A 21,352-nucleotide genomic window follows, 5' to 3' on the forward strand; every position below is an offset into this window, starting at 1 on the left:
TGAATTAACTCTTCTTGTACACGGAAGGTGTAACTCCGTTAAGTGCCTTGAACTTGGCGGCGAACACATCGGCATCTGAATAGCCCACTCTGCTTGAGATATCGGAAATCCCCATATCGGTCCGGCGCAGCAGCTTCTTGGCTTCTTCAATGCGGAATTCATGGAGATAGTCGTTAAAAGAGCTGCCGTAATGCTTCTTGAACCGTTGTCCCAGGTAGGCGGAATTCACATGCAGATGCTTCGCAATATCCTGCAGCTTCAGCTTCTCCTGATAATGCCCTCGGACATACTCAATCGCTGCGGCCACGATCTGATCCTCCGCCCTGCCGTCCGCAGCCGCTGCGAACCACTCGGCAGCCTCACACAGCTCCTCCTCGATCTGACGCTCAAGCAGCGGCAGACAATTGGCCGTATGCCGTGACGGGAACCATTTCTGCACCCACTGTGCATAGTCTCCCCCTCTGGCGGTAATTTCACGTAGCAGCTCTGCTTTGATATTGGCCAGAAAAGCATCGATCCAGGAGCTCGAAGCCACCTCCGCCGAGAAAATCTTGAACACCTCGCCAAGCTGCGCAGTAAGATGTTCAGCCTTCCCTTCGGTGACAGATTGCAGCAGCGAACGTCTCAGCTCTGCCGGAAGCATGGCCATCTGCGTCTTATCCTGCTTCTCGAAGAAGCCGGCGGCCTCGCTGCCCGTGGTATCGTGCCTGCACAGCTCAGCAGCCAGCGCCTCACGGTATGCCGTATTCAGAGCCTCCTTGCCCTGATGCTGGAGACTTGCCGCGAAAAAGACCGGCGTGGTGTACAGCGGCCGCATCTCCTCCATCCACCGGGTAAGCAAGGTCCGGTCAAGCGCCGGCCCTTCCTGCGGTGACACCAGCAGATACCCGTGCTTCCCGCTGCCTGCGGTGAACGGATAGACTGAAATGCCGCGCAGCGGCTCCTTGCCGCTCATGGCGGCGACCTGCTTGCGCATTTGCAGGCTGTCCGGCGCGGCTCCATGGACCAGGACACAGCATAGCCGCGAGGCAGGGCCGATCCCCAGCATATTCAGGCCCTTCTCCTGCTCCTCCTGCGAATTCTCCCGCATCAGGAGCCGGGATACCGTATCCTCCTGCATCAGAGCCGAGAGCGCGTCACGCCGCGAGGAGGCCTTGTGTTCTTTAAGAATCTGTTCGGTTACTGTATGGAGCGCCTCCGTCAGCTCCTTTTCATCCAGAGGCTTGGTCAAATAGTTGGAGACTCCGTATTTCAGAGCCCGCTTGGCATACTCAAAGTCAGCATAGCCGCTAAAAATAATAAACTTCGGACGGCAATCGCCTTCAGAGGCTCTTCGAATGAGCTCCAGGCCGTCGATAACCGGCATGCGCACATCGGTGATGACCAGATCAGGACGGGTGCTGTGAATCAGCTGCAGCGCATCCTCCCCGTCCAGCGCCTCGCCGCATACTTCATAGTTGAGTGCCTTCCAGTCCACCAGAAAGCGCAGCCCCTCCAGCATAATCGGCTCATCGTCGGCAAACAGTACCTTAAGCATGGAATCACCATCTTTATATAAGTAGTTGGAGCCCGGCAGGACTCCCCGTGATGGAACAGGAGAAACCGCTTCGGCTGTACCCGAAACGGTTATAGTATACATATTTTCCTTATATAATACGTAGTGACAATTACTCTTTTACGCTACCCAGGTTCAATCCTACCACGAAATACTTCTGCAAGAAAGGGTAGACGAACAGAATCGGAACCGCTGTAACGATCGTAATGGCTGAACGCATGGAGGCTGGCGTAACCAGCGACTGGACCTGATTGTTCTGGCCTCCCGCCAGCATCGACGGATCATTGTTCGCACTCATAATGGAGCCGAGCATCTTCATCATTTCGTATTGCAGCGTGCTGAGCTTGATATCCGAGGAGGCATACAGGAATGTGTCAAACCAGGAATTCCATGAGCCTACCGCGATGAACAGTGCGACAGTTGCCAGTACAGGCGTACAGAGCGGGAAGATGATTTTCCAGAAAATCCTGAATTCTCCCGCCCCGTCAATCTTCGCCGATTCAGTAAGGCTGAACGGAAGCCCGCGGATATACGTCCGCATGATAATCAGGTTGAACGCGCTGACCAGACTCGGCAGGATATAGACCATGAAGTTATGCAGCAGGCCCATATTCTTGATCAGGAAGTAGTTCGGAATCAGCCCGGCGTTGAAGTACATGGTCAGGATGAACAGCAGGCCGATCTTTTTGCGGAAAATATATTGCGGCTGCGCCAGTGCATAAGCGAGCATCGTTGTAAGGAATACACCCAGCACCGTTGAGATAATCGTACGGGATACCGAGATAAATGCGGCATGATAGATCGTTCCTGATATAAAGACCGCCCGGTAATTCTCCAGCGTCCATACACGGGGCCAGAGGTAGATTCCCCCGGTAAGCGTGTCACTGCCGTCATTGAAGGATACCGCCAGCGTCTGGAGGAACGGATAGAGGGTGACAGTAACCACAAAGAGCATAAATATCGTGTTGAATGTATGAAATACAACCGGCTCAATCCGGCTTGAACCTTTGGTCCCGGCTTTCATATGGGCTTCCTCCTCTATAGTAATCGCTCTTCGCCGAGGCGTTTTGCGACATTGTTTGCGATGAATACGAGAATGACACTGACAATCGTTTTGAAGATCCCTGCCGCCGTAGCCAGCGAGTAGTTCCCCATAGCCAGACCATACTTCACTACAAAGATATCAATGGTTTGCGAATAGTCCACCGTAAGTCCGTTGCCCAGCAGATATTGAAGCTCGAAGCCGGCATCGAGAATATGTCCAATGTTCATAATCAGCAAAATAACGAATGTAGCCTTAATTCCCGGAAGCGTGATATAACGCATCTTTTGAAAACGTTTCGCGCCGTCAATGGAAGCTGCCTCGTACAGGGAAGGATCGATGGAGGTAATAGCAGCCAGATAGATAATCGTCCCCCAGCCCACCTCTTTCCACACGTTCGATGCCCCGATAATGCCCCAGAAATATTTCCCTTCACTGAGCCACATAATCGGATCTTTAATCAGGTGAAGCTTCATTAGAACGACATTGACAATCCCGCCATCGATGGAGAGTGAAGTGGACACAATCCCCGCAGCGATAACCATGGACAGAAAGTGCGGCAAATAAGAAATCGACTGAACCGCGCGCTTGAAGAACTTGAGCTTGATCTCATTCAGCAGCAGAGCCAGACCGATAGCCGTAACCGTACCCAGTACAAGGTTGATAAAACTCATCGCAATGGTATTGCGAAGCACCAGCATAAAGGTATCATCAGAGAACAAAAACTTGAATTGCTGCAAGCCTACCCATTCCTGCTGGCCGAAGGACACCGCCGGGCGGTAATTCTGAAAGGCCATGAGCCAGCCCCAAATGGGAACATAGTTGAAGATTATCAGATAGAGTGCAATGGGCACGGACATAAAAATAAGCTGTTTCTGTGTTTTCAGTGTTTTCCAGCTGAGTTCCACACCGATTTCCGGATCGATTTTGCTTTTTCGGGTCTTCTGTTTTTTGACCTGTTTGTCCAGTACGGCATCAGACATGTTGTATTCCCTCCTGTAAAAATCATTCTCTCCACGTTGTCCTATTCACGCAGTCCTATTTAGGAAGAGCGGGAAACAGCATTTCCCGCTCCTACTTCTGTATTGAATGGTTTATTTAACGCTCCATTTTTCGATACGCTGCTGAATGCCTTCATTCATCCGGTCTTCATAGGCCTTGATGTCCAGCTTGTGGATTCTGTCCACATAATCCTGCCACACGCCGTCGAACTCAGCAGGGCTGGCCATAATGGCTTTCGGCAAATACTTAATCATGAGGTCATTCAGTTTGGACTGTGCGAGCTGTGCAGGTGAACCATCCTTAAGCACGATGGAATACGCAGGGAAGTAGATATTGTTCTCTTTCGGTTCCTTGAAGAATTCGGACCAGGATTTCTTGTTGTACGCCTTCAGAATCTTCTGGTCGTAAGGCTTCAGGCTGTCGAAGAATTCCTGAGGCTGTGTACCGGCATCTGCTGCGTTACCGTCGCTGTACGTACCTTGAATCTTAGGCATGTAACCGAACATCCCTGAGATTTTGTTAGCAACCTGCCAGCTGGTCTGATCTGCATTCGCCCGTTGCTCAGCCGTACGGTAGAAGGAGCCGTCTGCGTTCACTTCATAATCTTCGCCTTTCACGCCCCATTGAAGCGTCTTCTGCCAATCCTCGGTAATCATCTTATCCCAGAATTTGATAATGCGGACAGGGTCCTTGGCATTGATCGAAATTCCGAATCCGCGGTTGGTGCCGACCGCTCCGCGGTCACGATACCATTCTTCTGCGCCCGGATAGAGCAGAGGGAAGCCGATATACGTATTTTCCAGCTTGCCTTGGGAGATCAGAGATTTCTCGCCGTCCTGGAAGTTCCAGTGCTGGTCGAACATCCCGATGACCTTACCGCTTGCTACTTTGGCCAGATACTGGTCATAGTTCTGGACGAAGGCTTCTTTATCCATCAAGCCTTGAGCGTTAATCTCATTAAGCTTTTTGTAATAGGTCTTGGAGATATCCTTGTCGGCAAAAATCTGTGCTACATTGTTATCTACAATAACGGCCCCGTCATTCGGATGCCCCGACAGATGCTCTGGGGGATTCTGCAGCGGGAACACGCGCCAGTCAAAGTTGAGTGATTCGAACCCGATCATGTCCGGGTGTTTTTCTTTATATTTGGCAATGAGATCGAAATACTCATCCAGGGTCTTGGGAGTAGGGTAGCCCATTTCCTCAAGCACACCTTTTTGCAACCAGAAGCCTGGTCCCTGGTAAGTAGGCTCGGTAATTTTACCTTGATAGACGCCATAGCTTGGCAGTACATAGATATGTCCGTCACTCTCATCCTTGATCTGGTTCCAGACCGCACCATAATGCTTCTTCAGGTTGGGAGCGTATTTCTCAATCAGATCCTCAAGCGGAATGTACGCCTTGGCGTTGATTAATTTGTCGTCGCCCGACAGGATGTCCGGGTAGTCGCCTCCGGCAATCATGACCCCGAGCTTCTGCTGCAAATCGCCGACCAGGAATTCCTGGTTGAAGCTGATTCCGGTCTCGTCTTTGATCAGCTTCAGAATCTTATTGTCAGGCGTTGGCTGTTGTCCGGGACCATTCATGAATACCGAGAACGTTACCGGAGCCGTGTCGTCTCCGGCTGCTGCCGGGCTGGCGTTTCCTCCAGTGGCGGTATCCTTGGTACCTGTGCTGCTGGTATTATCGCTTGATCCACAGCCTGTCAGTGCCAGTGTGAGTGCTAATACACCGGCCGCAGCGGCTGCTGCTGAACGTTTTGCCGTTTTGTGCATGTTGTTATGCCTCCCCTTTTTGGCTAATCGCTTATGCTTCTAATTTCTCCTGGTGACAACTTTAATTATACGTTTTCAGAATGCGCTTACAATTCATAGAATATAGGTCTTCCCCCCTGAAAATTCATAAAAAGAAAACGCTTGCTTGCAAAGCGGCAGCGGAATTGCCGTTGTGAGTGGGGGCGTGGTGCCTGCGGGGGTTCGGCTTCTGGCTGCTTTGCGGACGCGGTATTATTCAGTGGATTCAGGTGCACTTGTGCATCTTATTGGCGCTGAGTGCCTGCTTTCGGCGGATTCTGATGCACTTGTGCGCCTCATTCACGCTGGAGTTCGCATTCGGCGGTTTCTGGAGCACATGAACACCTCATTCACGCTGGAGCTCGCTTTCGGCGGATTCGGGAGCACTTGTGCACCTCACCATTAGGCTCGTCCCTTGCGCACCCACCCGCACCTACGCCACTGCCAAATGTGATCGGTTTTCCGATTACATTCGGCCCGCTCGCCTCCGCGCTGCGCATTGTGATCGGTTTTTCGATTACATTTGGCCCGCTCGTCTCCGCGCTGCGTAATGTGATCGGTTTTTCGATTACATTTGCTCCGCTCGCCTCCACGCTGCGCAATGTAATCGGTTTTTCGATTACATTTGCTCCGCTCGCCTCCGCGCTGCCAAATGTGATCGGTTTTTCGATTACATTCGGCCCGCTCGCCTCCGCGCTGTGCAATGTGATCGGTTTTTCGATTACATTTGGCCCACTCGCCTCCGCGCTGCGCATTGTGATCGGTTTTTCGATTACATTTGGCTTACTCGCCTCCGCGCTGCCAAATGTGATCGGTTTTTCGATTACATTTGGCCCGCTCGTCTCCGCGCTGCGCAATGTGATCGGTTTTTCGATTACATTTGGCTTACGCGCCGCTCCCGGTCCGAGTGTGATCGGTTTTCCGATTACACTTGCTCCGCTCGAAGTTCTAGCCAACCACAGCAGAAAGGGATTGACGCAAATGCGCCAATCCCAGTGTACTATCGTATAGTATTCGTCACCCGCACAGCCTGCTATTCAGCCTCAGCGGGTGAATGTATACGAGCTGCCCGCTTCTCCTGTGAACGATACGGAATCAAGTCCTGGACCTTCGAGCCGGCAAGGGCCGGATACGGTACATGTTACCACTGCTTCCGTAATGAGTCCACCAGTCCAGGTGAAATCGACAGTATAGCCGCCTCTTGCCCGCAGTCCCTTGACACTTCCTTCACACCAGCTTGCCGGCAGAGCTGGCAGCAACTTAATAACCTCTGTATGACTCTGCAGCAGCATCTCCGCAATGCCCGCTGTTCCTCCGAAGTTCCCGTCAATCTGGAACGGCGGATGGTTGTCGAACAGGTTAGGCAGGGTGGAGTGCTCCAGCAGCGCCCGTACATTCGAATAAGCCTTGCCTTCATCCTGGAGCCGCGCCCAGAAATTAATGATCCAGGCCCGGCTCCAGCCGGTATGTCCGCCGCCGCTGGCAAGTCTGCGTTCCAGCGTCGTACGGGCCGCTGCCGCCAACTCCGGCGTATGCTCCACTGTGAAGGCATCCCCCGGATATAGTGCAAACAGATGCGAGATATGACGGTGCCCCGGCTCTACCTCTTCATAATCCTCCATCCATTCCTGAATCTGGCCGTATTTGCCGATCTGCGGCCCCGGCAAACGGTCCAGTGCTGAGCGGAGCTCTTCGGGGAATGCCTCGTCCCGTCCGATGATTTCCGCGCTCTGGATGCAGGCCTTGAACAGAGCTTCAATAATCTGGAAGTCCATGGAGGCTCCGGCACACAGCACGCCCGATTCCCCGCCGGGCAGCTGATACGTGTTCTCCGGCGAGACGGACGGACAGGTAATCAGCCGGCCCGATTCATCCTCTATCAGGTAATCCAGCAGGAATTGTGCAGATTCCCTCATTGTATCGTAGGCATTCGCCAGATACTGGCGGTCCTGGCTGAACCGGTAATGCTCCCACATATGCAGACACAGCCAAGCGGCTCCCAGCGGCCAGAACGATGCTGGCAGGTACGTATCCTGCGGAGCAGTATCTGCCCAAATATCCGTATTGTGGTGTGCTGTGAAGCCGCCACAGCCGTACATTACCTTGGCGGTCACCCGGCCCGGTTCCCGCATCCGTTCGATCAGATCGAACAGCGGCTCATGGCATTCCGCCAGATTGCAGAGTTCAGCCGGCCAGTAATTCATTTGCGCGTTAATGTTAATCGTGAATTTGCTGTCCCAGGCCGGGGTGAAGCTGTCGTTCCAGATGCCCTGCAGATTCGCAGGCAAGGAGCCTGGGCGGCTGGAGGCGATCAGCAGATAACGGCCATATTGGAAATAAGTCGAGATCAGCCCGTGATCCTCTTCCCCCTGCCGGAACCGGTCCAGCCGTTCACTTGTCGGCAGTCCGCTCAGCTCCGCGTTCTCCGGCAGCGTCAGCGTGGTCCGGCCGTATAGGCTGCGGTAGTCCCCGACATGGCGGGCAAGGAGCTTATCATAAGGAACGCTGCTTAGCTCTTCAAGCTGCCGCTTGGCATGCAGCGCCGGATCAGGATGGCGGAACGTAGTTCCTGCGGCAAGCAGCAGCGTAACCGAGCTCGCACCCTCCACCAGCACATATTCGCCGATGTTACGGCAGGTTCCGTCTTCTGTGACGACCTTGAGTACGGCAGCGAAGGAGTTGCCCCCGCGCCCGCCGCATTCTCCGCCCATCACCAGCCCGCTGTCATTCCATTTCTCGGTCTTCTCCAGCATTCTCCAGTTCTGGCGGTTGAATCTGGCCTTCAGGGAGATTGCGTTCTTCCGGTCAGCGGTAATCCGCAACACGATGGCTTGATCCGGGAAGCTGGCGAACAGCTCACGGGTATACCGCACTCCGCCGGTGGAATAACTCACCTGGGATACACCGGATTCGAGATTAAGCTCCCGCTGATAGTCCTGAGCAGGCTGCTCATGTCCGCCGAACGACAGCAGCAGGTCGCCAAGCGGCAGATAATGGCGCTGTGCTTCCGGCAGCCCCACCATCGTCATGGCCGCCAGCTCCTCCGCCTCACTCAGCTTGCCTTCCAGAATCAGCTGGCGGAGCTTCGGCAAGTGGGGTAGCGCATCTTCATTGTTGCGGTCACGCGGACCTCCGTACCATACGGAATCCTCATTAAGCTGCAGCTTCTCCTCAGCCACCCTGCCAAAGATCATCGCCCCGAGCCGGCCGTTGCCGATCGGCAGCGCCTCATTCCAATTCTGTGCCGGTTCACTATACCATAACCGCTGGCTGTGTTCCTTGCTTTTCATTACAATTCCGCTCCTTCGTAGTTAGTCAGTTCCACCCGTTAGTCCAGCTTCATCCGTTAATTCAGTTCCACCAGCGCCTTGATCACCTTGGTTTCAGGATTCAGCCAGCTCTCGAACTGCCCGGTCATCTCCCCGAATGAGCAGCGGTGGGAAATATAGCGGTCCACATCAATATAACCGTCCCTAATGGCGTTAATCACCCGCTCGAAGTCCTCGCGGGTCGCATTTCTGCTGCCCTGCACCGTCATCTCACGGGCATGGAAATCGGGGTCACTGAAGGTAATGTTTCCTTTGACCAAGCCGACATAAGTCAACGTACCGCCATGCCCGACCAGTCCGAAAGCCCCTTCCATAGAAGAGATGTTGCCGGTGGAATCAATGACATGCGGCAGGAAGTTGCCGTCCGTCAGCGCCGATAGCTGCTCCTTCGGCTCCTGCAAGGCGCTTACCGTATGCTCCGCCTGCGCCCAGCCTTTGCAGAAGGCCAGACGTTCGTCATTGACATCCATCGCAATGACCTTCGCCCCAGCGTACCGGGCCATGGCCATTACGCCCAGTCCGATCGGGCCTGCGCCTATTACCAGTACCTGCTCCCCCGCGCCGACACCGGAGCGCCGCACCGCATGGGCACCGATCGCCAGCGGCTCCAGCATGGCCGCCTGATCCAGCGTCAGCCCGTCTGTCTTCAGCAGATTGCCTGCAGGCAGACTTACCCGTTCCCGCATTCCGCCATCCAGGTGAACACCGAACACTCTCATTTGCTTACAGCAATTCGTTTTACCGCTCAGACAGGCCCGGCACTCTCCGCAATGCAGATACGGAATGACACTGACCTGATCACCGGCCCGCAGCCCTTGCGGGTTATCGCCAATATGCTCAATAATCCCTGAGAGCTCATGCCCCAGCACACGCGGATAAGTGAAATAAGGCTGGTTGCCCCGGTAAGCGTGGAGGTCCGTCCCGCAGATGCCGATCCGGCGGATGCTTACCACCGCCTCTCCATCCAGCAGCTCCGGCTCCGGCAGATCTTCCCTGAATACGAACTTTCCGATCTCTTCACAAATAATTCCTTTCATTATAGGCGCTCCCCGTTCCGGCTTGGTGCTTCGTTCCATTCTGCCCGGCCGCTCGGCCAGGTCGCCCCGTCGATCGGCTTCAGAATATCGCGTACATCTGCCAGTAATTGTTCATTGATCGGCTCTTCAGTCCACTTAATATTGTTGCGGATATTGGCTGGTGTCGCCGTGCTGACCAAGGTCGTAGGAATCTGCTCGTTCGCGGTAGAGAACTGGACCGCCAGCTTGGCGATGTCTTCTCCCTTGTCCCTGCAATACTCAGCGGCGCGCTGGCATGCGGCCTGAATCTCCGCTCCTGCCGGATGCCAGTCCGGCACCTTGCGGTTGCTGAGCAGCCCCATCGAGATGGGCGACGCATTCATCAGTCCCGTGCCGCTCTCCTCCAGCAGCGGAAGGAGCCGGAGCAGTGTGGTATCGTTGAGCGAATAATGGCAATAGGACAGAATGACATCCAGCTTGGTCTGCGGCAGCACCTTCTCGAACACACTCAGCGGCAGGCCGCTGACGCCGGAATAACGGATTTTGCCCGCCTGCTTCAGCTCTTCCAGCGCCGGAATCCCCTCCTCCATCACCTGTGTAAGCGAGCCGAATTCAACATCATGCAGCAGCAGAATATCCAGGTAATCTGTGCCCAGTCTGCCCATACTCTCTTCCGCGCTGCGGATGATCCGCTCTCTGGAGAAATCGAATTCCCCCTCGCCGTAACGTCCGGCCTTCGTGCTCAGGATATACTTGTCGCGCGGTACCGTCTGGAGTGCCTCACCCAGCACGGTCTCCGCCTTCATCAGACCGTAGTAAGGGGAGACGTCAATGAGGTTAATCCCCAGATCAAGCGCCGTATGAACCGTGAGGATAGCCTCATCCTTCGGAACCTCCCGGAATACACTCCCCAGCGAAGAGGCCCCGAAGCTTAATGCGGAGACATCCAGTCCCGTATTGCCCAGCTTTCTGTATTTCATCTTGCACTACCTCCTATGGTTTATAAATCCAGCTTATAAAATCTAACAGCATTCGCTCCAAACACCGGCTCCATCTCTTCCGCAGACAGTCGGCCTTGCAGTGCTGTGCGCAGAATCCCCACAACCTCCTCATAGGTTGCCGCCATCAGGCACACCGGCCAGTCGCTGCCGAACATCACCCGCCCCGGTCCGAACAGCTCCAGCACAGCATGTACGTAAGCCGTGAAATCCTCCTGCGTCCAGCCCTGGGGATCTGCTTCAGTGACCATCCCGGACAGCTTGCAGTAAATTCCCGGATGCCCCGCAACCTCTGCCATTTGGCTTCTCCACGGCTCCAGGCTACCCGTTGCAATCGGGGGCTTGGCCAGGTGATCAATGACTCCCCGCAGTCCCGGAACCTGTTCCAGCATCGCAATGAGCTGCGGAAGCTGATCGGCCAGCACCAGCAGGTCCACCGGCACATCCCGCTCCGCAAGATATGAGAGCGCTTCTATATAAGGCCGGGTCAACAGCACACCGGGGTCTGCCATCTCCTGAATCATCACCCGCAGCCCGGTGAACTTCGGATGCTTGTTGAGACGCTCGAAGTCCGCCTGGAAGGAAGGGCTTGCAAGATCCAGCCAGCCGATTACGCCTGCAACAGAATCCGCCTGCCCGCTCAGTCCCAGAATGTATTCCGTCTCCTCCACCGTAGGCGCAGCCTGTACGACAATCGTCTGGGTGATCCCGTGCTTCATTAGCTCCGGCTCCAGATCAGCAGGCAGATAATCCCGGAACAGCACCGGAATCTCCGGCGTAATCCATCCATAATCATCCCTGTCTATCTTCCAATAATGCTGGTGAGCATCAATATACATGATAACGCCTCCATTCCACCTTATTGTAAACATCCGATAAAGGAATAAAAATAGCTAAAACAAACAAATCTATACCTTATTTTGATATGATGTGGGTAAGAATGCAGAGATGTAGCACAGGGGGGCGACTTCATGGAACCGATCCGCAGGCATTTTGACCATCAATTACCGGTTACGCTGCTGCTGGACTATAAGGAAACGAAAAGTCCGCAGCGCGAGCTGCCCGACCACCAGCATGACTGGTACGAATTCATTTACGTATACGGCGGCAAAGGAAGCTTTTTCATCGATCAGACCTTTTATGAGATGCATCCGGGTGACATTATTGTCGTTCCCGGAAACACGGTACACCGGGGATTTCCCGACAATGAGGAGCCGGTGACCTCCTCCGCCCTTTTTTTCAGCCCGGCTCTGATTCATAACCATACCTACAGTGAGTCTTATCCCTATCTGAAGCTGTTCGACGCTGCCAAGACAAACAAGCAGTACAAGTATACCCTGTCTCCAGAGCATGCTGAAATTCTACAAAATGATATCGATGCGATCCACCGGGAACGCGAGCAGAATCAGCCGGACGGCGGGCAGGCGCTTACGCTGCTGCTTCATCTTACACTGCTGCATCTGAACCGCTACTGCCTGCCGCAAGCCGCCGAGCCGGTTGCTTCCAATCCCTTGCTGCCGGAGTGGTTCCGTGAGGCGCTCAGGGATATCAACGATCATCTGGATCAGCCGCTGGAGCTAAGCTCTCTGGCTGCGCGGGCGAATATCTCACCGGCCCATTTCAGCCGGGTCTTCAAGCAGCGTCTGGGCATGAATGTGACGGATTATATTGCGACCAAGCGGATTTTTGCCGCCAAGGACAGCCTGCTGCAATCAAGCGGCACCATCGAGCAGATTGCCATGGCCTGCGGCTTCGAGAGCCTGCCCCATTTCTACCGTACGTTCAAAAGAATCACCAGCATGACACCCGCCGCCTACCGCAAGAGTAACAGAGCTTACTAGAGCTTCTCTATCAAGCGTACAATGAGTCACACATCGAATGAAGCCTTAGCTCTGAAGATCCGCTTCGCGGACGGTTACAGCTTCCCCTTCATAACTGACAATGCGGCTTCCCGCATAACCGGCCAGCTCTACGGCAAATTGCCTTACCGCCTGCATTCCGGCATAGTCTCCGGCCCGCTTCCCGATCGTCAGGCTGCGGTCCGCTTCACACCAGCTCAGCTCTATCATGGCATAGGCGCCGGTCTCATAATTATAATTATCGCCTTCATCTTCATACAGGGTGAAGGCTGCATCCTTGCCGCCGTATACCTTGAGCCTCGTCACCGCCTCCGGCTGTTCATCCGTATAATGAACGTCGGGGCCGAGCGGAACAATGGACCCGGCGCGGACATACAGGGGAAGCGTCTCCAGATCCGCCTTGGCTTCAATCGTAACGCCGCCCTCCAGCCGTTCATCGCTCCAATAATCATACCATTCTCCTTCAGGGAGGTAGACCCGGCGCTGCTTAAGAACCCCCTCAAGCTCGCGGGAGCCGGGACCGTAATACATGGCCTCTGTGACAGGAGCCACCATGAAGGCCGGACCGAACATGAACTGGTCGCCGATGGCATGGACCTGCACATCCTCCCGGTAATCGAAGGCCAGCGCACGGAACATAGTATAGCTGCGGTGTGCCACAGCTCCGGCCAGGGAGTAGATGTATGGCATCAGCCTGTAACGGAGCTTCAGATAATTCACCAGCGTGTCATACATCTGCTCCCCCTCCTGGCCGAACTGCCATATCTCTCTCGGCGTATCCGTGCCATGCGAACGGAACATCGGCAGGAAGGCCCCGAGCTGGAACCAGCGGACATACAGCTCCTGGTAGCCCAGATCCGCAACACCTTCGTCATAATCCCCGCTCCAGAACCACTGCTCCTTGGAATTCTTCACGAAGAACGCCCCGATATCCAAAGTCCAATAAGGCGAACCGGTCACGCAAAAGTTAAGGCCGTCTGCAATCTGCTTCCTCAGCGTCTCCCAATTGGCGGCTATATCGCCTGACCATGTAATCGTGCCGTAACGGTGCTGTCCTGCGAACGCGGAGCGTGTCAGATTGATCACCCTTTTCGCTGAGGTCGCTGCACGCTGGCCTTCATAGATCCCTTTGGAGTGCTGCATAGAATAGGCATTGATCAAGCCCGGATCGAGATACCGCTTCGATTCTGCCGTATTAATCAGCAGCCGCTGCTCCGGCTCCGGCTTCACCGCGCCCTTCCAGTCCGCTTCGAACGGCTCGGTGCAATCGCACCACCAGGCATCAATGCCGTGGGCGAACAGTCCTTCATTGGCCTGCTTCCAGTACAGCGCACGAGCCTCCTCCGAGAAGGCGTCATACGTCGCCTGATTGCCGAGCAGGAAGCCGCGTGCCTTCATCTCTTCATGATTCTCCCCGCCCGCGCCCATAATCGGCCAGATGGATACCATCAGCTTGGCGTTCATAGCGTGCAGGCTGTCCATCATCTGCGAGGGATCGGGGAAGCGCTCAGGATCAAAAGTCTTTTGCCCCCACAGATTACCCGTCCAGGACTGCCAGTCGAGCACGATACAGTCGAGGGGAAGCGAACGTTCACGATACTCTTGCACAGTGGCAAGAAGTTCTGCCTGGGAGACGTATCTTTCCTTGGACTGCACATACCCGAAGGACCACTTCGGCAGCATTGGCGCATCTCCGGTCAGGTAGCGGATTCCCGCCGTAATCTGATCGAATTCCGGACCATAAATGAAATAGTAATCCATCTCTTCATCCGCATCGCTCCAGAGGTACGAGCCAAAGGCATCGTCATGAAAAGTCATATAAGACCCCGAATCTACCAAAATCCCGTAGCCGCGTGTAGACACCAGTACCGGTACAACCGCCTTCATATTCTGCTGGTACAAGTATTGCTGCCGTCCCCGGAGGTTCATCATCCCCTCTTCATGGGAGCCAAGTCCGTACAGAGCTTCGCCTTCCTGCCATTCGAATTCCAGCTTCGTGTGAAAAGCCTCCCGGTCCAGCCTCCGGTTAACGCCCTCCGCTCTGGCACGCAGCCCGTCCGCACCCTGTCCGGTCTCTACCGTGTCTGCCGAAGCATCGAATACCGTATGATAGACCTCTGTGCGCTCCAGGGTTTTGCCGCCTCTGGCCGGCTCCCGTGTCAGCAGTGTGCCGTCCGCAGCTCTATAGCTGAACGCACAGGTCTCTTTATCCACTTCAATCGTTAGCTGCGCCGTTGAGATCTCCAGATGGCCGGGCAGGTCTGTAATCGCGCAAGCTACATTCTCTGCTTCTGTCCGGCGTACCACCATCAGACTTTCTTTACCGCTCAGTTCAGCATTCAGCGTATAGCGGATTCTGGCAATCCCCGGCGTACACCAGCCAATATGCATCATTCCCTCACTAGTCTCCAGCCTTACGCCAGCCTCGCCGGATTGAACAGCTATCAGTTTCATTATGGTTTCACCCTTCCTTATGACTTCCTCTGATGATAATGATATTATTATTATTAGCGGTTCATCTACCATATATTTGCGCGATATCATCACAATATAGCGATTTAGAGGAGGGCATCATGTACGAACACCGTTACCGGGAGAACAAGCTGCACGGCCAGCCGGAATTCCCGCTGCATATCTACCGGGTGGAGCATCAGGCCCGCGTGCATTCCATTCTTCCCGTGCACTGGCATAACGAGATGGAGATGATCTATCTGGCGGAAGGCCGCGCTACCTTCTATATTGAGAGCCGCGAGTTCGCCATCCAGGCAGGAGATGCCCTGATCGTTCATCCCGGCGAGCTTCATTCGGGCATGGACACCGCCATGGGCGGCACCTGTTATTATTCCATCGTGTTCAAGGGCTCCTGGCTGTCTTCGCCGCAGCCCGACCGGGTACAGGAGCTGTTCCTGGACCCCGTCCTGCAAGGGAAGGTCCGGCTTCCCGCTCTGTTATCTGCTGCAGATGCCGCCCACTCCCCGTTGGTTCAGCTAATCAGGGAGCTGCTAAGCCGCTATGAGCGTAAGTCCGGGGCATACGAAATGAGTCTGAAGGCGCTCCTGCTGCTGTTCATTGCAGACAGCTATCAATATGGGCTGACCGCAATGAACCCGGCGGCGGAGACCCGGCACGGCCGGGAATATAACCGGCAGATCCGGGAGGTGCTGAGCTATATGGAGACGCATTCCCGCGACCGGCTGGAGCTGGATCAGCTTGCCTCCGTGGTATCGCTTAGCCGCTCGCATTTCTGCAAGTTTTTCAAGGCTCAGACAGGGATGCGCCCGATGGAGTATCTGAATTATATCCGCATCAGCCAGGCGGCCAGTCTGCTCCGCAGCGGATCATACAACGTGCTGGAGGCTGCGCTGGAGTCGGGCTACCAGCATGTCAGCTATTTCACCAAATGGTTCAAGCATTATATGAACATGACCCCCTCAGAGTACAAGGCCCGGTATTCTTCCGGCGTGTAGCTGCGGGCTCAGAGCGTGCGCACCACCATACGAACAACAAGGCAGCAGCACCGGAGAATTCCCGGCGGCTGCTGCCTTGTTGCTGTGCTTATTGAGAATCTGCCGACAGCTATTACTGTCTACTCCAGCGTAAACGATGCAAACTGCGCGCCGCCGCCTCCGGTATACGTGAAATACAGCGCCTGCACGCCGTCCGGAATCGCCACTTCCGCAGCATATTCTTTCCAGACATTCGTGAAGCCTACCGGAATGGAAGCAAGCGCAGGCCCGTCCCAAGCCGTCTTCACCTGGAACTCCCCATGGCAATATCCCCGCACCTTGATGGAGACCCGGCTAACCCCCTTGCAGTCAAAATACTTGAACCCCGCGGTCGCCGACTCCGTCATATTGGCAATATAGCCAACCTCTTCTTCGCCGTCTCTGCCGTCCTGGGTAATCTTCGGGAACCGGCTGTCCATCCAGGCACCCATCTTGCCAAACCCTCCGGTATACATCTCCTGATCCTTGGTGAACAAATGACAGGCCAGGTAGGCCGGATATTCTCCGCGTCCCTCCAGCGGGCCGCCGTTCGGGCCTGAGGTTGTAATCTCCACCTGCGGGATGGTGCCGTCTTCACGGAACGTAATCGGCTCGATGCAGCCCTGGCGCGAGAACGCGGTCCCGTTGGTATGCCGGTGATAGAAGATATACCACGCTCCATTAACCTCCACGATGCTGCCGTGGTTATTGCCGCCGTAATACATCGTCTGGTCCGCAGGCTTATACGTATCGATATGCAGATCACAGTTGCTCACAATGACTCCCTGATACACGAAATCCCGGGTGGGATGACTGCTGGTGGCATAACACAGCTCATGCATGGAGATGGAGGAGTAGATCAGGTAGTAGATATCCCCTCTTTTGCGGATGGAAGGGGCCTCGAAGAACTCATAGCCCTCGAATCCGGTCCCCTGGCTGTAAGGCTGGCTCGGTGCAACGAACACAGGCTCCTCAATAATCGTAAGCATATCGGGACCCAGTACGGTAGCCATCGCGCCGTGTCTGGACTTGTCGCCGTATCCGCAGAAGCCGGTATACAGGTAAGTGGTGTCTCCTTCGGTTAATACCCCGGGGTCAAACTGCGGCTCATCGCCTTCCCGTTCGCCCAGACGCGTGCCGTCCTTATAGGTGACATAGCCGTAGAATTCGTATTTACCGCCCGGCTTATCGCTGACCGCTACCGATACGACAGGAACCTTGTCCAGTACATAGTAGAGATAGTAGCGCCCGTCCGGTCCCTGCGTCACATCCGGTGCATAGAGACACATGCTGCCTTCCGGGTTGAGCGGATCATCTGTCGTCCGGTAGATCACACCTTCATACTGCCAATCGCCCAGATTGTCCTCCGGCGCTGACCAGCAGACATAGTCGTTCAGACAGAAGGCGTGGCCGTTGAACCGGTCATGTGAGCCATAGACATATACTCTTCCTTCAAAAACATAAGGCTCCGCATCCGGCACATACTCCCAGGAAGGCAGATAGGGGTTAAATCCTTGTTGTTGTGTCATTCTAACATCCTCCATTTGTTATATAGATTGTCGTTGTAAGAGGTGCCCGGCTAAGCAAGCACAGTCACCTGTATCGTGCACTCGGCGTAATCCGGGTGTACATCTCTATCCCCGGCCACATCGAGCAAGGGTACGCCGTTACTGTTGTAATGGACTCTGTGGATCGCCGAGCATCTCGTTCCATGCTTCACCAGCTGCTCTTCCCCGTGGTAGAGAACTAGCATAGTACCGTCTGTATCCTGGAAAAAGGAATTATGCCCCGGGCCGTACACCCCATCCAGCGAATAATAAGAAAGTGCTGGCGTAGCCGCCTTGCTCCAGGCACCGGCATCCAGAACATCGCCGCCCCGTGGAATGCTTAACCAGCCTACCGCATAGGTATACCCTGTTGCCGCCCCGCCGGAATAGGCAATGTACACGGTATCTTCCGTAAGGAGCGGATACGGGCCTTCGTTGTTGATGGTGCCCTGAACATTCTCCCAGCCGAGCAGCGGACGCGACAGCAGCACCGGCTCACTGGTTAATACCGCCGGGTTCGCTTCATCTACAGTGGCGATATACAGCATGGAGCCGGTATCCAGCGGCGTTCCGATTCCTTTGCGGTAAGACCAGACAACACATGAGGTGTTGTCTACCTTGAAATAAGTCATATCCAGCGTAATGCCGTCTGCGGCCAAAGGAGTACCGTCCATCCGCTTCACCCGGACCGGCGTGCTCCAATCTCCGGCCTTCATAATATCGCCGCCGGGGTTCAGCTTCATCAGATGGCATTGCGGTCCCCATACCTTGCCGCCAACAGCGAACAGGATGTACAGCTCCCCGCCGATGACATGGAATTCCGGTGCCCAGAAGGTCTGGATGAAGTTCAGCTCCTCATTCAGGTCCAGTATAACGGCTTCCTGGAAGCCCGGAGCGAATAAGTCCTGTAAAGTATCTGCCACGCGGACATAGATGCCGATATTATTGACATTGTCATTGGTAGCCAGGAAGTAATACCTGCCGTTCCAGGGGAGAATTACAGGGTCTGCATAGCCGCTTGCTAACGGGAACGGCAAGTCGTAAGTAACTACCTTGCCCTGTATGGTATGAGTTCCTGGCAAGGTGAAATCAATCCCTGCGGTATCCCAGTCCACCCGCTTATCGGCAGTGGAGCCGTCCGAATATAGCGCTGTGGCTCTGACCTTTGCCAATTCGGCGGCGGAGTGGACACTGACCTGCTCCGCCACGCGAATACCGGTGTTATGCACCGGGGTCCAGGCCGCCTGGACCTTGCGGCCGGTGGGGCCATCCACGGTCAGCACATTCCCCGGACGGGTTCCGGGCAGCGGCTGGGCGGGCCGCTCTGCGGTGAAGGCTTCCGCAGGCTCCGGCGGCGAGATCCCTTCCGGCTTCCGCAGGTCAGCCAGCCGGTTCACATAATAGTTGCCGTCGTTGTCCTTCCAGCGGATCTCATACCCGCCAGTGCTGTCCAGTGCGCAGACGGCTTCTTTTACATACCGTTCATGGTCTAGCCGGACAAGCCGCTGAGCATCGAAGGTCACCAGATCCGGCGAGGTCCACAGCAGAATCTGCCCCCTGCTCTCCCTGTCATCCTCCCCCGAGGCGTCAATCCTTACCGCAATCATCCCGAAAGCACCATCCTGTGTGCGGAACAGATAGGGGTTTTTGAGTCCTTTTTCATGAATCACATTCTTCTCATCCACGGTGGCCACGGCAAATAATAGGCCATAGTTCCGGTTCAGCGGCTGAAATTCGTTAGGGTCATCTGCACAGGCCATATGAACACTGTTGGCGAGAGACCCGGTGTAATCCTGGTTCGGAACGCGCGTGTAGACTGTAAGCTTCATTAGCTCTGCCACCTCATTCATAGCTCTATCACCCTTACCTTGTTATTCATCTTGCAGCATGTCCCTATCAGTATAGAGAAGCTTTTGGCGTGAAGTCCATGACATATAGACACCTAAGCTTGATCTATCCTTAGATTATGGGCCGGAGCCGGAATCGTCTATAAAATATCTGGAAAACGCTTTAATCTCTATACTGCCGCTTATGGTATACTTGGGCCAAATAAAATTCACCTGGAGGATGTTATGATGAATACTACAGAGGGGTCTTTTTACACTGGAGAGTACAGAAATCTGTTCCTTGAGAACGGACTGCGTCCGGAGGCGATTCAGCAGCGGCTGGAAGATACCTGGAACGAGATGTTCTACGGCGCCCCTGATGTCCGGCTCTATCATACTATGGATGATGATAAGGGTTATATCGTAGATACAGGTAATACCGATGTGCGCACAGAGGGCATGTCCTACGGGATGATGATGGCGGTTCAGATGGATAAAAAGGAGGAGTTCGACCGGCTCTGGAATTTCGCCAAGGTATTCATGCAGCATACGGAAGGCCGTTACAAGGATTATTTCGCCTGGCATTGTAAGCTGGACGGTACACGGCTGTCTCCCGGTCCCGCGCCGGATGGAGAGGAGTTCTTCGCGATGGCACTGTTCTTCGCTTCCCGCCGCTGGGGTGACGGAGCCGCGCCGTTCAATTATTCCGAGCAGGCCAGAATCATTCTCCGCGCTTGTGTGCACAAGGGAGAAGACGGGGAAGGCGATCCGATGTGGGACCCGGCGACCCGGCTGATCAAGTTCATCCCGGAGACTCCGTTCAGCGATCCCTCCTATCATTTGCCGCATTTCTATGATTTGTTTGCGCTGGAAGCGGATGAAGCAGACGGGGCGTTCTGGAAGGATGCGGCTAACAAGAGTCGGGATTACCTACACCTGGCCTGCCACCCGGTTACCGGGCTGTCGCCGGAGTACGCCAACTATGACGGAACTCCGGCGGAACCTCAACCGCATGGCGACTTCCGCCACTTCTTCAGTGATGCTTACCGGGTCGCCGCCAACATCGGGCTGGATTATGAATGGTTCCGCTGCGATCCTTGGCAGGTAGAGCAGTCTAACCGCATTCAGGCTTTCTTCCGCGATATCGATCCGGCTGATTACCGGCGGTATACCATTGACGGCCAGCCGTTCGACGAGCTGTCCCTGCATCCGGTCGGCCTGCTATCCACTCTGGCCATGGCCTCGCTTGCCGCCGATGGCCCGGATGCCGGTCATTTCGTCAAGCTATTCTGGGACACCCCGCTGCGCACCGGAGAACGGCGGTATTACGACAACTGTCTATACTTCTTCACCATGCTGGCGCTGAGCGGGAATTATCGAATTTACTTGTAAAAGAAACTAACTAAATTTAGCCGACTTCTACCGATATCAGGTGCACTTCTGCTCCTGATTAATTCATTTAGCCAACTTCTACCGATATCAGGTGCACTTCTGCTCCTGATTTACTCATTTAGCCAACTTCTGCTGATATCTGGTGCACTTCTGCACCTGAATCACTCATTTAGCCAACTTCTACGGATATCAGGTGCACTTGTGCGCCTGATTCGCTCATCTAGCCAACTTCTACCGATATCAGGTGCACTTCTGCACCTGATTTACTCATTTAGCCGACTTCTGCTGATATCTGGTGCACTTGTGCTCCTGATTAATTCATTTAGCCAACTTCTACCGATATCTGGTGCACTTCTGCACCTGATTAATTCATTTAGCCAACTTCTACCGATATCAGGTGTACTTCTGCACCTGATTAATTCATTTAGCCAACTTCTACCGATATCAGGTGCACTTCTGCACCTGATTTACTCATTTAGCCAACTTCTACCGATATCAGGTGCACTTC

General features: G+C 54.6%; 15 protein-coding genes. 4 read left to right on the top strand and 11 right to left on the bottom strand.

Annotated elements, in window-relative coordinates; translation table 11 throughout:
- Nucleotides 1-4: 4 nt before the first annotated feature.
- The 4 genes from NSS64_RS16785 to NSS64_RS16800 all read right to left on the bottom strand — a co-directional run bounded on the left by NSS64_RS16785 (nucleotide 5) and on the right by NSS64_RS16800 (nucleotide 5,374).
- Nucleotides 5-1,537 carry a response regulator transcription factor gene (locus NSS64_RS16785; protein ID WP_341140866.1) on the bottom strand — a complete coding sequence of 511 codons (1,533 nt, stop codon included), beginning with the start codon at nucleotides 1,535-1,537 and terminating at the stop codon, nucleotides 5-7.
- 130 nt (nucleotides 1,538-1,667) lie between these two features.
- Complete coding sequence (locus tag NSS64_RS16790; RefSeq protein ID WP_036724944.1) at nucleotides 1,668-2,579, bottom strand: carbohydrate ABC transporter permease; 912 nt, start codon at nucleotides 2,577-2,579, stop codon at nucleotides 1,668-1,670.
- A 14-nt stretch (nucleotides 2,580-2,593) separates the two neighbouring features.
- Nucleotides 2,594-3,580 (bottom strand): ABC transporter permease, encoded by a 987-nt coding sequence (locus tag NSS64_RS16795; protein WP_036693453.1) that lies wholly within the window; start codon nucleotides 3,578-3,580, stop codon nucleotides 2,594-2,596.
- A gap of 111 nt (nucleotides 3,581-3,691) precedes the next feature.
- Complete coding sequence (locus NSS64_RS16800) at nucleotides 3,692-5,374, bottom strand: extracellular solute-binding protein (protein ID WP_341140867.1); 1,683 nt, start codon at nucleotides 5,372-5,374, stop codon at nucleotides 3,692-3,694.
- Between the two features lie 405 nt (nucleotides 5,375-5,779).
- Here NSS64_RS16800 and NSS64_RS16805 point away from each other — a divergent pair, with 405 nt between their 5' ends.
- Nucleotides 5,780-6,403 (top strand): hypothetical protein, encoded by a 624-nt coding sequence (locus NSS64_RS16805; RefSeq protein ID WP_341140868.1) that lies wholly within the window; start codon nucleotides 5,780-5,782, stop codon nucleotides 6,401-6,403.
- A gap of 32 nt (nucleotides 6,404-6,435) precedes the next feature.
- On the opposite strand, the gene NSS64_RS16810 is transcribed toward NSS64_RS16805, so the two are convergent.
- From NSS64_RS16810 to NSS64_RS16825, 4 genes are read right to left on the bottom strand one after another with little or no spacing between them, the layout of a single operon-like run.
- Nucleotides 6,436-8,682 carry a glycoside hydrolase family 95 protein gene (locus NSS64_RS16810; protein ID WP_341140869.1) on the bottom strand — a complete coding sequence of 749 codons (2,247 nt, stop codon included), beginning with the start codon at nucleotides 8,680-8,682 and terminating at the stop codon, nucleotides 6,436-6,438.
- A 56-nt stretch (nucleotides 8,683-8,738) separates the two neighbouring features.
- Entirely contained in the window at nucleotides 8,739-9,758 is a 1,020-nt protein-coding gene (locus NSS64_RS16815; RefSeq protein WP_341140870.1) for a zinc-binding alcohol dehydrogenase family protein, read from the bottom strand.
- Nucleotides 9,758-10,717 carry an aldo/keto reductase gene (locus NSS64_RS16820; RefSeq protein ID WP_341140871.1) on the bottom strand — a complete coding sequence of 320 codons (960 nt, stop codon included), beginning with the start codon at nucleotides 10,715-10,717 and terminating at the stop codon, nucleotides 9,758-9,760. The genes NSS64_RS16815 and NSS64_RS16820 overlap by 1 nt, the downstream gene beginning before the upstream one ends.
- 20 nt (nucleotides 10,718-10,737) lie before the next feature.
- The gene (locus tag NSS64_RS16825; RefSeq protein WP_341140872.1) at nucleotides 10,738-11,574 is read right to left on the bottom strand and encodes an amidohydrolase family protein; all 837 of its coding nucleotides are present in this window, start codon (nucleotides 11,572-11,574) and stop codon (nucleotides 10,738-10,740) included.
- 132 nt (nucleotides 11,575-11,706) lie between these two features.
- Here NSS64_RS16825 and NSS64_RS16830 point away from each other — a divergent pair, with 132 nt between their 5' ends.
- Entirely contained in the window at nucleotides 11,707-12,576 is an 870-nt protein-coding gene (locus NSS64_RS16830; protein ID WP_340992314.1) for an AraC family transcriptional regulator, read from the top strand.
- Nucleotides 12,577-12,621: 45 nt separating this feature from the next.
- Here NSS64_RS16830 and NSS64_RS16835 read toward each other — a convergent pair whose 3' ends face one another.
- On the bottom strand, nucleotides 12,622-15,048 hold the full coding sequence (locus tag NSS64_RS16835) for a glycoside hydrolase family 31 protein (protein ID WP_341140873.1): 2,427 nt from the start codon (nucleotides 15,046-15,048) through the stop codon (nucleotides 12,622-12,624).
- 119 nt (nucleotides 15,049-15,167) lie between these two features.
- Between NSS64_RS16835 and NSS64_RS16840 the strand changes: the two genes are divergently transcribed.
- Complete coding sequence (locus NSS64_RS16840; protein ID WP_341140874.1) at nucleotides 15,168-16,061, top strand: helix-turn-helix transcriptional regulator; 894 nt, start codon at nucleotides 15,168-15,170, stop codon at nucleotides 16,059-16,061.
- A gap of 119 nt (nucleotides 16,062-16,180) precedes the next feature.
- Here NSS64_RS16840 and NSS64_RS16845 read toward each other — a convergent pair whose 3' ends face one another.
- Together NSS64_RS16845 and NSS64_RS16850 are read right to left on the bottom strand one after the other, a co-directional pair.
- Nucleotides 16,181-17,608: a family 43 glycosylhydrolase gene (locus tag NSS64_RS16845; RefSeq protein ID WP_341140875.1), complete on the bottom strand. Its 1,428-nt coding sequence runs from the start codon at nucleotides 17,606-17,608 to the stop codon at nucleotides 16,181-16,183.
- Between the two features lie 50 nt (nucleotides 17,609-17,658).
- Nucleotides 17,659-19,455: a family 43 glycosylhydrolase gene (locus NSS64_RS16850; protein WP_341140876.1), complete on the bottom strand. Its 1,797-nt coding sequence runs from the start codon at nucleotides 19,453-19,455 to the stop codon at nucleotides 17,659-17,661.
- 246 nt (nucleotides 19,456-19,701) lie between these two features.
- Here NSS64_RS16850 and NSS64_RS16855 point away from each other — a divergent pair, with 246 nt between their 5' ends.
- Nucleotides 19,702-20,844 carry a glycosyl hydrolase family 8 gene (locus tag NSS64_RS16855; RefSeq protein ID WP_341142828.1) on the top strand — a complete coding sequence of 381 codons (1,143 nt, stop codon included), beginning with the start codon at nucleotides 19,702-19,704 and terminating at the stop codon, nucleotides 20,842-20,844.
- The last annotated feature ends 508 nt before the right edge of the window (nucleotides 20,845-21,352 follow it).

Source organism: Paenibacillus sp. FSL H8-0122 (assembly GCF_038005345.1).
Lineage (GTDB): Bacteria > Bacillota > Bacilli > Paenibacillales > Paenibacillaceae > Paenibacillus_AQ.

Coding starts and splice junctions, on each gene's coding strand:
- NSS64_RS16785 (WP_341140866.1), bottom strand. CDS start 1,537: ATGCTTAAGGTACTGTTTGCCGACGATGAGCCGATTATGCTGGAGGGG.
- NSS64_RS16790 (WP_036724944.1), bottom strand. CDS start 2,579: ATGAAAGCCGGGACCAAAGGTTCAAGCCGGATTGAGCCGGTTGTATTT.
- NSS64_RS16795 (WP_036693453.1), bottom strand. CDS start 3,580: ATGTCTGATGCCGTACTGGACAAACAGGTCAAAAAACAGAAGACCCGA.
- NSS64_RS16800 (WP_341140867.1), bottom strand. CDS start 5,374: ATGCACAAAACGGCAAAACGTTCAGCAGCAGCCGCTGCGGCCGGTGTA.
- NSS64_RS16810 (WP_341140869.1), bottom strand. CDS start 8,682: ATGAAAAGCAAGGAACACAGCCAGCGGTTATGGTATAGTGAACCGGCA.
- NSS64_RS16815 (WP_341140870.1), bottom strand. CDS start 9,758: ATGAAAGGAATTATTTGTGAAGAGATCGGAAAGTTCGTATTCAGGGAA.
- NSS64_RS16820 (WP_341140871.1), bottom strand. CDS start 10,717: ATGAAATACAGAAAGCTGGGCAATACGGGACTGGATGTCTCCGCATTA.
- NSS64_RS16825 (WP_341140872.1), bottom strand. CDS start 11,574: ATGTATATTGATGCTCACCAGCATTATTGGAAGATAGACAGGGATGAT.
- NSS64_RS16830 (WP_340992314.1), top strand. CDS start 11,707: ATGGAACCGATCCGCAGGCATTTTGACCATCAATTACCGGTTACGCTG.
- NSS64_RS16835 (WP_341140873.1), bottom strand. CDS start 15,048: ATGAAACTGATAGCTGTTCAATCCGGCGAGGCTGGCGTAAGGCTGGAG.
- NSS64_RS16840 (WP_341140874.1), top strand. CDS start 15,168: ATGTACGAACACCGTTACCGGGAGAACAAGCTGCACGGCCAGCCGGAA.
- NSS64_RS16845 (WP_341140875.1), bottom strand. CDS start 17,608: ATGACACAACAACAAGGATTTAACCCCTATCTGCCTTCCTGGGAGTAT.
- NSS64_RS16850 (WP_341140876.1), bottom strand. CDS start 19,455: ATGAAGCTTACAGTCTACACGCGCGTTCCGAACCAGGATTACACCGGG.
- NSS64_RS16855 (WP_341142828.1), top strand. CDS start 19,702: ATGAATACTACAGAGGGGTCTTTTTACACTGGAGAGTACAGAAATCTG.